The organism is Demequina lignilytica (assembly GCF_030418375.1).
Taxonomy (GTDB): Bacteria; Actinomycetota; Actinomycetes; order Actinomycetales; family Demequinaceae; genus Demequina; species Demequina lignilytica.
This window is the reverse complement of the sequence record NZ_JAUHPZ010000008.1, coordinates 1-14,086: the sequence shown is the minus strand read 5'-3', so window position 1 is coordinate 14,086 and position 14,086 is coordinate 1. Positions and strand designations below refer to the sequence as shown.

Sequence of the window (14,086 nt, the reverse complement as noted above, 5' to 3'; positions counted from 1 at the left end):
GCGCGGCTCAGTCCGGCGGGTCCCCGGCGGTCGGGCTCGGATCCGGGAGCGACGACCTCGGCACCCGCAGCGTGAGCGCCCCCGCCTGGACCGAGGCGCGCAGCCGTGTCGCGCGACCCATCGACTCCCCGTCGACCTGCACGTTCTGCGGCTCGCGGATCCGGATGTCGATGCGCTCGCCGGTCGCGTAGTCGATCCGCGACGTCTGGAGCACGCTGAGGAGCCACGGCTCCCGGATCCCGGAGCTCTTCGCCACCACCACCCCGAACAGCTCGGTCCAGCCGACCAGGCCGCCGCGGGCGTCGATGGCCGCGACATCGATGCGGCCGTCGTCGAAGGAGGCGTCGGGGATCAGCCGGAGCCCGGCGGGCAGCCGCCCGACGTTCGCCAGCAGCACCGTACGCATGGTCGACTCGGCGGGCGGCTCCGCGTCGACCGCGATGGTGGCGTCCATGCGCTTGCCCAGGTGCCGCGCGGCCGCGAAGAAGTAGGCCAGCCAGCCGAGCCGCCGCTTGAGCTGGTCGGTGGCGCCGGCGACCATCTCCGCGTCGAGCCCCGCTCCCGCGATCACCAGGAAGATGTGACGGTCCCCCTCGCCCTCCCCGTCCGGGGACCGCACCAGCTCGAGCCAGCCCACGTCGGACAGGCGCTCGCCACCCTCGAGCACCGTGCGCAGCAGCGCCGCCGGGTCGTCCAGCGGCAGGTCGAGGTTGCGGGCGAACAGGTTGCCGGTGCCCAGCGGCAGGATCCCCATCGGCACCCCGGTCCCCGCGAGCGCCTCGGCGACCGCGCGCACCGTGCCGTCGCCGCCCACCGCCACCACGAGGTCCGCGCCGGCAGCGAGCGCCTCGCGCGCCTGACCGACCCCGGGATCGTCCGGGGTCGTGTACAGCCACATGGGCTGCGGCAGGTAGCGGATCGCGCAGGCCCGGAGCGCCTGCTCGCGCAGCTCCGCAACGTTCGCCTTCGTGGGGTTCGCGATGAACGCCACCCGCTCCTGGCGGTCCGAGCGCTCGGTCGCGGCGCCCAGGTCCATGGCCGGCAGCGGCCGGATCCGCAGCACGCGCCTCCACAGCGGCGGCACGGCCACGGGGTCGCGCAGCCCGATGCGGCGCGTCATGGCGATGGCCAGCGACAGCGCCGCGATGGCGAGCGCCAGCGCGACGAGCGCGATCACCAAGGCCGGCATGAGGAGAGCCTATGTCGGGCGTCGATAGACTTGCGCGCATGATCGACCTCAAGCTGCTGCGCTCCACCCCCGACGTCGTGAGGGCCAGCCAGGTGGCCCGGGGCGACGACCCGTCCGTGGTGGACCGGGTGCTCGCGGCCGACGCCGCCCACCGCGCCGCGCTGCAGGAGTTCGAGACCGCGCGCGCCGAGCAGAAGTCGATCGGCAAGGACGTCGCCCGCGCCCAGGGCGAGGAGAAGCAGGCGCTGCTCGCGCGCACCAAGGCGCTCGCGGCCCGTGTGAAGGAGCTCCAGGCGGGCGCCGATGCGGCGGCCGCCCAGGCGGTCGAGCTCGCCCGGTCGCTCGGCAACATCCCGGAGCCCGGCGTCCCCGCCGGCGGCGAGGACGACTACACGGTGGTCAAGACCGTCGGCGCGCCGCGCGACCTCGCCGCCGAGGGCATCGACGTGCAGGACCACCTCGCGATCGGCGAGGGGCTCAAGGCGATCGACATGGAGCGCGGCGCCAAGGTGTCGGGCGCACGCTTCTACTTCCTCACGGGCATCGGCGCGCGTCTCGAGCTGGCCGTGCTCAATGCGGCGATGCAGACCGCGCTCGAGGCGGGCTTCAGCCCCATGATGACGCCCACGCTGGTCCGCCCCGAGGTGATGGCCGGCACCGGCTTCCTGGGCAAGCACGCCGACGAGATCTACCGGCTCGAGCGCGACGACCTGTACCTCACGGGCACCTCCGAGGTGGCGCTCGCGGGCTACCACTCGGGCGAGATCCTCGACCTCTCGGACGGCCCCCTGCGGTACGCCGGCTGGAGCGCCTGCTACCGCCGCGAGGCGGGATCGGCCGGCCGGGACACCCGCGGCATCATCCGCGTGCACCAGTTCCACAAGGTCGAGATGTTCAGCTACTGCCGTCCGGAGGACGCCGCCGCGGAGCACGCGCGCTTCCTCGAGACCGAGGAGCGGATGCTGCAGGCCCTCGAGCTGCCGTACCGCGTGATCGACACGGCGGCCGGCGACCTCGGCTCGAGCGCCGCCCGCAAGTTCGACTGCGAGGCGTGGCTGCCGTCCCAGGAGCGCTGGATGGAGGTCACGTCGACCTCGAACTGCACCACGTTCCAGGCGCGTCGACTCGCGATCCGCGAGCGCCGCGAGGACGGCAACGAGCCCGTCGCGACCGTCAACGGCACCATCGGCACCACCCGCTGGCTGGTGGCGCTGCTGGAGAACCACCAGCAGGCCGACGGCTCGGTCCATGTGCCGCCCGTCCTGCGTCCCTACCTGGGCGGACTCGAGGTGCTGGAGCCGGTGCGCTGAGCGCCGCCCGCCCATGAAGCCCGACGAGATGCGGCCCCCGCTCACCCCCGACACCTGGCGCCTCGTGGGCCTCGACATCGACGGCACGCTCATGCACTGGGGCGGCGAGATCTCCGGCACCGTGGTCGATGCCGTGGAGCGCGCCCGCATGTGCCGCAACCATGTGATCCTCGCGACCGGCCGCAACATCGTCGGGATGATGCCGGTGGCCGAGCGCCTCGGCATTCGTCGCGGCTTCGCGGTGTGCTCGAACGGGGCGGTCACCGTGAAGCTCAACCCGGCGCACCCGGGCGGCTACGACATCATCGAGAAGGTCACCTTCAACCCGCGCGCGGCGCTCGAGCTGGTCCGCAGCGAGCTCCCCGACGCGTACTACGCGGTCGAGGACCTGGGCGTGGGCTTCCTGGTCAACCGCCCCTTCCCCGACGGCGAGCTGATGGGCCGCCAGCGCGTGGTCGAGGACTTCGAGGAGCTCTGCCACGACGAGGCCACCCGCGTGGTGGTGCGCGCCCCCGGCGTCGACGTGAGCCACTTCGACGACCTGGTGCACCGGATCGGGCTCAACGACGTGACCTACGCGGTCGGCTGGTCGGCGTGGCTCGACCTCACGCCCCCCGGCGTGTCCAAGGCGTCGGCGCTCGAGGCGCTGCGCCGCCACCTGGGCGTGTACCCGGACCACACCGTCGCGGTCGGCGACGGCAACAACGACATCGACATGCTCGAGTGGGCCGGCCAATCCGCCGCGATGGGCACGGCCCCCGAGCACGTGCAGCGGGTCGCGGACGAAGTGGTCGGCTCGGTCGAGGAGGACGGGATCCTGACCGTGCTCAACCGGCTCATCGACCCCGAGCGGCTCGCGGTCCTGTAGCCCCTCAGGGGACCGTCAGCACCACCTTGCCGAACACCTCGCCGGACTCCAGCGCGGCATGCGCGTCGCCCGCGTGAGCGAGGGGGAAGGTCGCGTGGACCACGGGACGGACGATGCGCGGGACCAGCGGCCACACCTCGCCGCGCACGCGCGCGACGATCGCCGCGCGCTCGGCGAGCGGACGGGCGCGCAGCGTGGTGCCGAGGAGGGTCGCCCGCTTCGTGAGCAGGGCGCCCAGGTCGAGCTCGGCCCGCGCGCCCTTCTGCAGGCCGATCACCACGAGACGTCCGCCGGTCCGCAGCGCGCGGACGTTGTCCGCGAGGTAGGCCGCCCCCACCACGTCGAGGATCACGTCGGCGCCGCCGAGCGCCCGGACCTCGTCCACCCAGCCGCCCGCACGGTGATCGAGCGCGTGATCGGCCCCCAGGGCCGCGCATCGTCCCGCCCGCGCAGCTCCGCCCGCGGTCGCGATCACCCGCATCCCGCGCGCCTTCGCGATCTGGATCGCGGCCGTGCCGACGCCCCCCGAGCCGCCGTGGACGAGCAACGTCTCGCCGGCCCGCGCTCCCGCGGCGTCGAGGTTCGACACGACGGTGCAGGCGGCCTCGACCAGGGACGCGGCCTCGACGTCCGTGACGCCGGCGGGCACGGGCAGCAGCAGCGAGGCGTCGACGGCCACGCGCTCGGCGTAGCCGCCGCCGGGCAGGAGCGCGCACGCGCGGTCGCCGGGACGCCAGCCCGTCACCGCGGCGCCCACCTCGGCCACCGTCCCCGCGGCCTCGAGGCCGGGCCACTCGGGGGCGCCGGGGGGCGGCGGGTAGAGGCCGCGTCGCTGCAGGATGTCCGCGCGGTTGACGCCGGCGGCTGTGATCCTCATCACAGCGTCATCGGGCCCGCACCGCGGATCTGGCCGTTCTAGCAGGGAAAATGCCGCATCGTCGCCCGAATCGGACACGACCGCTGCGCGCATTCGACCACTCCTGGGCTTTTCTCCGTCATAGAGGTGCGCGACTATCCTCTCAAACTGCAGTCCGTGCAGGCGCGGGCCTCAGGTTTGGCCGGTTCGAGCCGATAAGCCAGGGGAGCGCCCGCCCGCAGATGGCGACGGAGCGTCGCACGGACCGTTGATGAGGGGAAGGTTCCATGCTTCAGAAGGTCAGCATCCGATGGAAGCTGGTGGCCGTCGTCGCCCTGCCCGTGCTGCTCCTCATCTCGACGATGGGCTACATCGTCTTCAGCAACGTGCAGACCTACCAGACCAACGCCAACGCGCAGCAGCTGATCGAGACTCTGGGCATCTCCCGCGTGGTCAAGGAGGACCTGCAGACGGAGCGCCGCGCGGGTGTGAACTACGCCCAGACCGTCCAGGTCGCGAGCGAGAGCCTGCGGTCGCAGACCGTGGAGACGGCGACCCTGTTCGGCGCGCTCGCGGAGGCGGCCGGACAGGCCGGCTCCGACGCTGAGACGGCCGAGGAGGCCCAGGACCAGGCGGAGCGCGCCGCGCAGGTGGTCGCGGACGTCACCGCCGCGCTCGGCGGCACCCCCGGCGAGGGCATGCTCGACGCCCAGCACGCGCTGACCATCACCCCGCCCAGCGCCGCCGGCGAGTGGCTCGGCTTCCCCTCGGAGGAGGAGATCCAGGCGCAGCAGGACTCCTACGCCGACGTGGTCGCGCAGCTGCAGGCGATCGGCGACTCCATGGCCGACGACCTGGACTTCGGGCTCGAGCTGGTCTACCTCACGCAGTCGGTTGAGCGCGAGGCCGAGATCTACCTCGACCTGCTGCAGGCCCCGCAGGCCTACCAGGCCACCCTCGAGACCACGTATGTCGACGTCGACAACGGCCTCGACGCGATCGCCGCGGCCGCCGCCGAGGTCGAGCGCACCGAGGACAACGCGGCGGCGCTCGCCGGCGTCGAGGCGGGCTCCCAGCTCCGCGACAGCCTCCCGGACCTGCGCGCGGGCATCATGGCCGCCCAGGTCACGCCGCAGCAGGCGATCTCCTACTACTCGGACATCATCGCCGCGTTCGAGCAGGCCACCGCGGCCATCGCCATCGCGGCGCCGGACACGGACCTGGTGGCCGCCATGCAGGCCTTCGCCTCGATCGACGCCTTCATCGAGGACCTCCAGTACGAGGAGATCGCCTTCGAGCGCATGATCCGCAACGGCGTGTTCGCCGGTGCGGACGCCGCGACCTCCCGCAACATCGTCGAGCGCACGAACATCGGCCTCGAGACCGCCCAGCAGAGCGCGCTCGGCGTGCCCGGCGGCGCGATCACCGTGCCCGAGTTCGGTGCCTCGGTCGACCTGTCCGTGTCGAGCCTGTCGTCGTTCGAGTCGATCCGCAACCGCATCACCAACGGTCTGGACTCCTCGCTGGTCCAGGCGCAGAGCGACGACTGGCCGGCCCGCGTCGACGAGGAGACCGCGCAGTACACGCCCCTCCGCGACGACATCTTCAACCGCGCGCTCGACATCGCGTCGTCGTCGACCACCGCCGCGCGGAACACCGCGATCCTGCTGACCGCGCTCGCGGGCGTGGCCATCGCCCTGACGCTGATCTTCGCGTTCTTCATCGCGCGCCGCATCGCCGTCCCGCTCCGCCGCCTGACCACCACCGCGACCGCGGTCCGCGACGAGCTCCCCCGACTGGTGGAGCGGGTCGCGATGCCCGGCGAGCAGGTGGACGTCTCCGAGGTCCAGATCCCCGTCGACTCCACCGACGAGGTGGGCCGCCTGGCCCAGGCGTTCAACGGCGTCAACGCCGCCACCCTGGAGATCGCGCGAGAGCAGGCCGCGCTCCGTGCATCCATCTCCGAGATGTTCGTCAACGTCGCCCGTCGCGACCAGGTGCTCCTCAACCGCCAGCTCTCCAGCATCGACGAGATGGAGCGCACCGAGGACGACCCGAACCGCCTGACCAAGCTGTTCGCGCTCGACCACCTCGCGACCCGGATGCGTCGTAACTCGGAGTCGCTCCTGGTGCTCGCCGGCATCGACACCGGTCGCCGCCTGCGTCGCGCCATGCCTCTCTCCGACGTGGTCCGCACCGCGTCCTCCGAGATCGAGCTCTACGAGCGCATCGACCTCGACCTGGTGGTCGACCCGTCGATGCACGGTCACCAGGCGCTGACCGCCGCGCACCTGTTCGCGGAGCTGCTCGAGAACGCGACCGTGTTCTCCGACCCGGGCTCGCGCGTCATCATCCGCACGGGCCGCACGGCCGAGGGCTTCACCGTCGAGGTGATCGACACCGGCATCGGCATGACCGCGGCGGAGCTCGCCGAGGCGAACAGCCGCGTGCAGTCGTCGGCCGCGTCCGAGATCCTCGGCGCCCAGCGCCTGGGCCTGTTCGTGGTCGGTCGCATCGCCCGGCGCCTCGGCGCGCAGGTCGCCATCGCGTCCGAGGAGGGCAAGGGCACGGTCGCGACCGTGCTGCTGCCGTCCGAGCTCTTCGAGGGCGCGGCCGACGAGGCTCCTGCGGCTGACGCCGTCGCGCCCGCCGGCGGCTACGCCCCTGCGGCGATGGTCGAGGGCACGCAGCTCAGCGGCCGCGGTGCCGACGAGCCCGCGGCCGAGGCCGTGCCGGAGGAGGCGGCCGCACCGATCCCCGCACCGGTCGATGAGGACGACTCGATCCCGATGCCGGTGGGCCTGGACGCGCTGATCGCGGCGGACGCCGCCGCGGCGCCCGAGGGTGTCGCGGTCTCCGGTGCGGAGCTGACGGAGGGCACCTCCGCGTCCGGACTGCCGTCCCGTCGGCGTCGCGACGATGCCGCGGCGGACAAGGATGGCGACGAGCGCGCCGTGATCGGCCTGCCCGTCCGCGCCACCGCCGCGCAGCTGAGCGCGCTCGAGGCCGAGTCCTCGGCGTTCACGCCCACCGTCCCCGCGGCGGAGGTCGCCCCGCAGACCCCGGAGGAGCGTGCGGCGATGTTCCGCGGCTTCCTCCCGCGCCGCGAGGCCGAGCCCGGCGACCAGGCCGAGGGCGTCGAGCAGGAGGCCCTCGCGGTCCCCGGCATCGAGCCCGACGGCGCCGAGGAGGCCGCCCCCGAGGCTCCCGCCGCGACACCGTCCGCGGCGCAGCTCGGCGGCGCCTTCGCCGCGTTCGACGCGATCCGCCGCGCCTCGGCCGACGGTCACCGTGCCGAGGCGCCGGCCGCCGCGCCCGAGCCCGTGGAGCTGGAGCCGGTCGCCGAGGTCGAGCCCGAGGTCGAGCCCGAGCCCGCGGGGCCCGCGCTGCCGTCGTTCGCCATGCCCAAGCTGGCGGTCCCGATCGCGCCTGAGCTCGAGCCGGAGCCTGAGCCCGCGGTCGAGCCGGAGCCTGGTGTCGCGCCGGTCGCCGAGGCCGCGCAGCCGCCGGTCGTCGAGTCCTCCTCGCCGCTGCCGACGCGCCGGTCGCTGACCAACCCCTCCCCGGAGGCGGCGGAGCCGGCCGCCGAATCGCCGTTCGCGCGCTCGCCCTACGGCGCGCCGTTCGCCGCCGCCGAGCCCGCCCCGGAGGTGGCGCCGGAGCCCGAGCCCGTGCAGGAGAGCGCCTTCGCGGTGCCGATGCTCGAGCCCGACGAGGAGCAGGCCTTCGAGGCGGAGGCCGTGCCGTCGCTCGAGCCCGACGACGCCGCCCCCGCGGAGGACGCACCCGTCGAGGACGCGCCCGCCGCGGCTCCGTGGCTCGACGCGGCCGCCTTCGGCGCGGCGTTCGGCGCCGCGCAGGCGCAGACCTCCCCGGTGGAGGCGGACGCCGTCCAGGCGGAACCCGAGGCCGTCGCGTCGGTCGAGCCCGCCGTCGAGCTCGAGCCCGAGCCCCAGGCGTTCGAGGCGCCGCCTGCGCCCGCGGCGTACGCGGAGCCCGAGCCCGCGGCGCCGGGCGTCGAGTCGGTCGCGCTCGGCGAGCCGATCCCGGCTGAGGTCGTCCCCGACCAGCCGAGCCTCGACGACCTGATCGCGCAGGCCTCGGGCGAGGAGGCCGGTCGCGCCGGCTTCTTCGGCCGCCTGTTCGGACGGCACCGCCACGACGACGCGCCCGCGGCACCGCAGGTGCAGCGCTCGGCGCCCTTCGCCCCGACGTCGTTCGACGCGCCTGCGGAGCCCGAGCCCGCTGCCGCCGCTCCCGCGTTCGCCCCGGAGCCCGAGCCCGTGCCCGAGCCCGCGCCGATGTCCTTCACGCCCGCCGAGGGCGTGGCCGAGGCGCCCGTCTTCGAGCCTCGGCCCGCGCCGGCCCCGGCCGTCGAGGATGAGGCCCCGGCCACCGCATCGTTCACCCCCGAGCAGCTCGCCAACCCGATGGGGTGGGAGGCGGCCGGCCAGAGCGCGATCGCGGAGGCGGACGGCGACTCGGGCGTGTACACGCCGATCATCGACACCGAGAGCCCGTCGGGCCGCTCGGCGGCGGACGACGAGGCGGACCTGGCGCGCGACGTGTTCGCCGAGCTCAGCTCGCTCTCCGAGTCCCGTCCCAAGGTCGAGAAGACCAAGGCCGGCCTGCAGAAGCGCCGCAAGCCCGCCGAGGTCGAGCCCGAGGTGACCCCCCTCGACGAGGAGGTCACGCTCGCCCACAAGGAGCGCGACGCCGAGGCGGTCCGCAACCGCTTCAGCAGCTTCTACTCGGGGACGCAGCGCGCCCGCTCCGACGCGGCCGAGCTCGACCTGCAGGCCGCCCCGCAGCACGCGAACGAGTAGACCCATGACCACCACCGACACCCACCACCCGGCCCAGCCGGCCTGCAGCATCACCCCCAAGGAGGACAAGTGACCGCCCTCAGCACCGAGGCCACCAACTTCGGATGGCTCCTGGACAACTTCGTCGAGTCGGTTCCCGGCACGCGTCACACTCTCGTGGTGAGCGCGGACGGCCTGCTCATGGCGATGTCGAAGAACCTCGACCGCACCGAGGGGGACACCCTCGCCGCGATCGTGGCCGGCATGTCGAGCCTCACCCGTGGCGCCGCCCGCCAGCTCGGCGCCGGCGAGGTGCGCCAGTCGATCGTCGAGATGGACGAGCTGTTCCTGTTCCTCATGAGCGTGTCCAACGGGTCGGTGCTCGCGGTGGCCGCGGACTCGACGTGCGACGTCGGTCTCGTGGGCTACGAGATGACGCTGCTCGTCTCGCGCTTCGAGAACGCGCTCACCCCGCAGCTCATCACCGAGATGCGCCAGAACCTCCCCACCGACGGTCAGACGCGCGTCTGATTCTCGCGACGGGGGATGGCGATGGCGCACGACGAGGACGAGGCCTACACGGTCAGGCCGTACGCGGTGACGGGCGGGCGCGTGAGCGCCGCCTCCGCGGACCTGCCGATGGAGGCCCTGGTCGAGGCGACGACCAGCACCGAGGCTTTGACGGGGCTCACCCCTGAGAAGAAGAAGATCCTGCAGCTTGCTACAGGTCAGTACCAGTCCGTGGCCGAGCTCTCGGCCCACACCAGGCTTCCGCTGGGTGTGGTCCGGGTGCTGGTGACGGACCTTGCCGAAGTCCATTACCTGAAGATCCACATCGGCGGAACCGCGCAGGACGCACACACGCACGACGCGTCCGGCGGTCTGTCCCTGAGCCTCCTGGAGAGTGTCCTCGATGGCATCGCAGCCCTTTGACGCGGCCGTGGCCGCGCCGCCGGCCCAGACCGCTCCCACCGTCGTCAAGATCGTCATCGCGGGCGGCTTCGCCGTCGGCAAGACGACCTTCATCGGCTCGATCTCCGACATCGACCCCCTCAACACCGAGGCGGCCATGACGGAGCACTCGGTCGGCGTCGACGACGCTGGCGGCGTGACGGACCGCAAGACCACCACCACCGTCGCCATGGACTTCGGCCGCATCGCGCTGCCGGGCTCCCTCTGGCTCTACCTGTTCGGCACGCCGGGCCAGGACCGCTTCCTCTTCATGTGGGACGACCTGGTGCGCGGCGCGATCGGCGCCGTGGTCCTCGTGGACACCGAGCGTCTCGACCAGTGCTTCCCCGCCGTCGACTACTTCGAGGGTCGCGGCATCCCGTTCGTCGTCTGCGTCAACTGCTTCGACGGGGTGGCGCGCCACACCCTCGAGGACGTGCGCGAGGCGCTGGGCATCCCGGCCGACGTGCCGGTCATGTACACGGACGCCCGTGAGAAGGCGGCCACCAAGCAGGCCCTGATCGCCGTGGTGCAGCTCGCCATGCGTCGCATCAAGGACCGCTGAGCGGTCCACCACCAGCTGAGACAGGAAGCGCCCCCGCCGCCGGCGGGGGCGCTCCCGCGTCTGCGGGGCCTCGCGTCCCTGCCTGAGCCGCGCCGCCCTGCCCCTCCCGCCGAGGCCCCCGCCTGAGTCCCGCGAAATGGAGGATCGGTGCACGAAAGCGGGCGGATTCGTGCACCTAGGCTCCATTTCGCGGGTTGGGGCGGGACGATGCGTGGGTTGGGGCGGGACGATGCGTGGGTTGGGGGCGGGACGATGCGCCCGAGGGGGCAGCGACGATGCGTCGGGTCCCACGCGGTGCGGCGCTACCCTGTGAGCGTGATCTACGTCGACGGCTCCGGGCTGTGCCGCTTCCTCCCCGGGGTGCGCTACTTCGACGAGTTCACCGACTTCGCCGTCCCCCGCATCCACGAGCTCGCGACCACCCAGCTGGGCTTCACCGAGCTGCGTCAGGCCGCTGAGCTCTACCCTCGCGAGACCAAGCCCAAGGCGTTCGAGGTGCTCGAGATGGTGCGCTCCTCGATCCCGGTCATCCGCTTCTCGGAGCACAACGTCTCGGTCTCCACGCACGCGAGCGCGGTGCTCAAGCCGTTCGCCGCGCTGCACCTCGGCGCCGCCGTCGCCCACCCGGAGATCCACGCGGTGCTGACCTATGACGCCGAGCTCGCTCGCGTCGCCGAGCTCTACGAGCTCCAGGTGCTCAGCCCGGGCCTCGCCCCGGGGTGGTACTCGCTCGACTGAGCCCGCGCATCGTCCCGCGCCACGCCTGGCACAATGGCTGCGGCGCCCCGCGCGCCGAGGAGAGTTGACCGAGCGGCCGAAGGTGACAGTCTTGAAAACTGTTGAGGCGTGACCCGCCTCCGCGGGTTCGAATCCCGCACTCTCCGCGTTTTCGCCCTGGTCCGGAGGTCCGGTATCCTGGGCAACCTTGGAGACGTCGCATAGTCAGGTCTAGTGCGCGGTCCTGCTAAGACCGTGAGGGGCTTAAACCCCCTCCGTGGGTTCAAATCCCACCGTCTCCGCTGATGCGAAGGCCCCGCTCCGGCGGGGCCTTCCGCGTTCCCGGAGGGACGATGCGGGGGCTCAGTCCCGCGCGAGCCGCAGCGGACGCGCCGGCTCGAGCTTGCGGTACAGGTGCTGGTTGAAGAAGGCCCGCATGAGCCGCTCCATGTCGATCGCACGCCGGTCGAGGAGCCACTGCACCTGGAGGCCGTCGAGCAGCGCGAGGGCCTGCGTGGCGACCGTCGCCGGGTCGGCCCGTCGGCGCAGCTCGCCCTCCTGCTCGAGCTCCTCGAGGGCGTCCTCGACCATCCCCCGGAGCCAGGCGTAGCGCTCGCGGAAGTAGTCGTGGCCCGGGTGCTCCGGGGACGTGGCCGCCGCCGACAGCATGGTGAACAGCTCGACGGTGCCGGGGGTCGCCACGTTGTAGCGGATGATGTCGAGGAACCCGCGCAGCAGGCCGCGGCCGTCGGCGTGCGCGTCCGGCATGGTCGCTGCGCCGAGCGCGTCGCGGTACCGCATCGCGTCGACGAGCAGCACCCGCTCGTCGGGGTAGAGCTCCTCGAGCTCCGCCGCGGTGAGGCCCGCGCGGCTGGCCACGCGCGCGAACGACCCGGCCTGGTAGCCGTCGGCGCTGATGGTCTCGAGCATGGCGTCGAGCACGCGCCTCTCGACGGGGGAGACGTCCGTGGGGCCGCCGCCGGGGCCCGGGATCTGCATGTCCACGGACATGTGCCACCTCTCTCCGCCGCATCGTCGCGACCCTGTCGACTCTACGCCCGGTCGGCACGCCCGCCGGAACGCATATCCATTCCGCCCCGATAACGAATCGATAAATACCTTGCGCTCACTTGGGTTTTAGAGTTACCGTCGTCCCGACAGCCCGACGAGGGGCTCGTCCCCCCACCATGGAAGGAACGACGATGTTCTCCAAGAAGCGCGCACTGGTCGCCACGGCCGCGGCCACCGCGATCGCGCTCCTCGCCGGATGCTCCGGCGGCAGCTCCGACACCGACAGCAGCACCGGCTCGACCTCCGGTGGCGAGACCGTCTCCGGTGGCACCCTGACCATCGCCACCGCGACGCCCCCCACCAGCCTGTCGGCGCAGAACACCGGCTTCGGCTCCGAGTCGCTCTACACGCAGGCCGTGTACGACTCGCTGCTGCGCGCCGAGCCCGACGGCACCATCTCGCCCCACCTCGCGACCGAGTGGTCGTGGAGCGAGGACCGCCTGACCCTCACGATGCAGCTGCGCGACGACGTGACCTTCACCGACGGCGAGGCGTTCAACGCCGACGTGGCCGCTCAGAACGTGCTCCGCTTCCGCGACGGCACCTCCTCGAACGCCTCGTGGCTCTCGCGCGTCGCCGACGCTCAGGCGACCGGCGAGTACGAGCTCACCATCACCATGAGCGAGCCCGACCCGTCGCTCGAGTGGTACCTCACCATGAACGCCGGCATGCAGGAGAGCCCCGCGGCCTTCGACAGCCCGGACGTCGAGACCACCCCGGTCGGCTCCGGCATGTACATCCTCAACACCGGTGAGACGGTCGTGGGCACCACCTACGTCTACGACAAGAACCCTGACTACTGGATGCCGGAGGAGCAGCACTACGACAAGCTCGTGCTGAACCTGTACGCCGACTCGTCCGCGCTCATCAACGCGATCCAGGGCGGCCAGGTCAACGCCGGCCTCATCGCCGACACCACCACCATCCCGCAGGCCGAGGCTGCCGGGTTCACCATGGTGACCAACGAGCTCGACTACCAGGGCCTGCTCCTCATGGACCGTGACGGCACGCTCGCCCCCGAGCTCGCGGACGTCAAGGTGCGCCAGGCGATCAACATGGCCTTCGACCGCCCCGCGCTCGTCGAGGCGTTCGTCTCCGGCTACGGCACCCCGACCACGCAGATCTGGCCGGAGAGCTCGCCGTCCTTCGACGCGGCGCTCGACGACGCCTACCCCTACGACCCGGAGGCTGCGAAGGCGCTGCTGGCGGAGGCCGGCTACCCGAACGGCTTCACCCTGTCGATGCCGAGCACATCCGCGTTCCCGACGCAGATCTTCCCGCTGATCCAGCAGCAGCTCGCGGACATCGGCATCACCGTCGAGTACACGGACCTTGCGATCGGCGACTTCATCAACGACATGATCGGCGCGCAGTACCCGGCGGCGTTCATGCAGCTGCAGCAGGACCCGACCGACTGGCAGATCGCGACCTTCGAGCTCACGCCCGAGGCGATCTTCAACCCGTTCCGCGTCGAGGACGAGACCGTGGCCGAGCTGGTCGACCGCATCCAGCAGGGTGACGAGGCGGCCGGCGCCGAGCTCAACACCTACGTGGTCGAGCAGGCCTGGTTCGCGCCGTTCTACCGGATGACCACGAACTTCGCGGTCGACGGCAGCACCACGGCCGAGGCCCAGACCGGCAACGTCTACCCCTACATCTGGAACATCAAGCCGGCGGCGTAGCCGGCAGGGGTGGGGGCCCCCCCCGCGCGCGGGGGGGGGGCCGCCCCCCCCCCCCCCCCCCCCCCCCCCCCC

The 14,086-nt window shown here is 72.5% G+C and carries 11 protein-coding genes and 2 tRNA genes; 10 read left to right on the top strand and 3 right to left on the bottom strand.

Annotation, left to right across the window (positions count from 1 at the left end; translation table 11 throughout):
• Positions 1-7: 7 nt before the first annotated feature.
• Positions 8-1,189: a diacylglycerol/lipid kinase family protein gene (locus tag QQX13_RS10795; protein ID WP_301118944.1), complete on the bottom strand. Its 1,182-nt coding sequence runs from the start codon at positions 1,187-1,189 to the stop codon at positions 8-10.
• Between the two features lie 38 nt (positions 1,190-1,227).
• Here QQX13_RS10795 and serS point away from each other — a divergent pair, with 38 nt between their 5' ends.
• On the top strand, positions 1,228-2,499 hold the full coding sequence (gene serS / locus QQX13_RS10790) for a serine--tRNA ligase (RefSeq protein WP_301153402.1): 1,272 nt from the start codon (positions 1,228-1,230) through the stop codon (positions 2,497-2,499).
• Between the two features lie 13 nt (positions 2,500-2,512).
• Positions 2,513-3,367, top strand: coding sequence for an HAD family hydrolase (locus QQX13_RS10785; RefSeq protein ID WP_301118942.1), 855 nt, complete (start codon positions 2,513-2,515; stop codon positions 3,365-3,367).
• A 4-nt stretch (positions 3,368-3,371) separates the two neighbouring features.
• Here the strand turns inward: QQX13_RS10785 and QQX13_RS10780 are convergent, their stop codons facing one another.
• Complete coding sequence (locus QQX13_RS10780; RefSeq protein ID WP_301153400.1) at positions 3,372-4,337, bottom strand: NAD(P)H-quinone oxidoreductase; 966 nt, start codon at positions 4,335-4,337, stop codon at positions 3,372-3,374.
• Between the two features lie 173 nt (positions 4,338-4,510).
• On the opposite strand from QQX13_RS10780, the gene QQX13_RS10775 reads away from it, so the two are divergent.
• From QQX13_RS10775 to QQX13_RS10745, 7 genes are all read left to right on the top strand, one after another.
• On the top strand, positions 4,511-9,049 hold the full coding sequence (locus tag QQX13_RS10775; protein ID WP_301153399.1) for an ATP-binding protein: 4,539 nt from the start codon (positions 4,511-4,513) through the stop codon (positions 9,047-9,049).
• Between the two features lie 69 nt (positions 9,050-9,118).
• A complete protein-coding gene (locus QQX13_RS10770; protein ID WP_301118939.1) occupies positions 9,119-9,559 on the top strand; it encodes a roadblock/LC7 domain-containing protein in 441 nt (146 codons plus the stop codon).
• A gap of 21 nt (positions 9,560-9,580) precedes the next feature.
• On the top strand, positions 9,581-9,961 hold the full coding sequence (locus QQX13_RS10765; RefSeq protein ID WP_301118938.1) for a DUF742 domain-containing protein: 381 nt from the start codon (positions 9,581-9,583) through the stop codon (positions 9,959-9,961).
• Positions 9,942-10,544 (top strand): GTP-binding protein, encoded by a 603-nt coding sequence (locus tag QQX13_RS10760; RefSeq protein WP_301153398.1) that lies wholly within the window; start codon positions 9,942-9,944, stop codon positions 10,542-10,544. The genes QQX13_RS10765 and QQX13_RS10760 overlap by 20 nt, the downstream gene beginning before the upstream one ends.
• A 315-nt stretch (positions 10,545-10,859) precedes the next feature.
• Positions 10,860-11,282: a hypothetical protein gene (locus QQX13_RS10755; protein WP_301118936.1), complete on the top strand. Its 423-nt coding sequence runs from the start codon at positions 10,860-10,862 to the stop codon at positions 11,280-11,282.
• Positions 11,283-11,340: 58 nt separating this feature from the next.
• Positions 11,341-11,428: transfer RNA gene (locus QQX13_RS10750), tRNA-Ser, on the top strand.
• Positions 11,429-11,471: 43 nt separating this feature from the next.
• A tRNA-Ser gene (locus tag QQX13_RS10745) sits at positions 11,472-11,563 on the top strand.
• A 61-nt stretch (positions 11,564-11,624) separates the two neighbouring features.
• Here the strand turns inward: QQX13_RS10745 and QQX13_RS10740 are convergent.
• Positions 11,625-12,272, bottom strand: a complete 648-nt coding sequence (locus QQX13_RS10740) for a TetR family transcriptional regulator C-terminal domain-containing protein (protein WP_301153396.1) — start codon at positions 12,270-12,272, stop codon at positions 11,625-11,627.
• A 191-nt stretch (positions 12,273-12,463) separates the two neighbouring features.
• Between QQX13_RS10740 and QQX13_RS10735 the strand changes: the two genes are divergently transcribed.
• Complete coding sequence (locus QQX13_RS10735; protein ID WP_301153395.1) at positions 12,464-14,014, top strand: ABC transporter substrate-binding protein; 1,551 nt, start codon at positions 12,464-12,466, stop codon at positions 14,012-14,014.
• Positions 14,015-14,086 lie beyond the last annotated feature (72 nt).

Excerpts from the sequence above, each read along its gene's own strand:
- QQX13_RS10795 (WP_301118944.1), bottom strand. The coding sequence starts at position 1,189 with ATGCCGGCCTTGGTGATCGCGCTCGTCGCGCTGGCGCTCGCCATCGCG.
- serS (WP_301153402.1), top strand. The coding sequence starts at position 1,228 with ATGATCGACCTCAAGCTGCTGCGCTCCACCCCCGACGTCGTGAGGGCC.
- QQX13_RS10785 (WP_301118942.1), top strand. The coding sequence starts at position 2,513 with ATGAAGCCCGACGAGATGCGGCCCCCGCTCACCCCCGACACCTGGCGC.
- QQX13_RS10780 (WP_301153400.1), bottom strand. The coding sequence starts at position 4,337 with ATGCGCGCAGCGGTCGTGTCCGATTCGGGCGACGATGCGGCATTTTCC.
- QQX13_RS10775 (WP_301153399.1), top strand. The coding sequence starts at position 4,511 with ATGCTTCAGAAGGTCAGCATCCGATGGAAGCTGGTGGCCGTCGTCGCC.
- QQX13_RS10765 (WP_301118938.1), top strand. The coding sequence starts at position 9,581 with ATGGCGCACGACGAGGACGAGGCCTACACGGTCAGGCCGTACGCGGTG.
- QQX13_RS10760 (WP_301153398.1), top strand. The coding sequence starts at position 9,942 with ATGGCATCGCAGCCCTTTGACGCGGCCGTGGCCGCGCCGCCGGCCCAG.
- QQX13_RS10740 (WP_301153396.1), bottom strand. The coding sequence starts at position 12,272 with ATGTCCGTGGACATGCAGATCCCGGGCCCCGGCGGCGGCCCCACGGAC.
- QQX13_RS10735 (WP_301153395.1), top strand. The coding sequence starts at position 12,464 with ATGTTCTCCAAGAAGCGCGCACTGGTCGCCACGGCCGCGGCCACCGCG.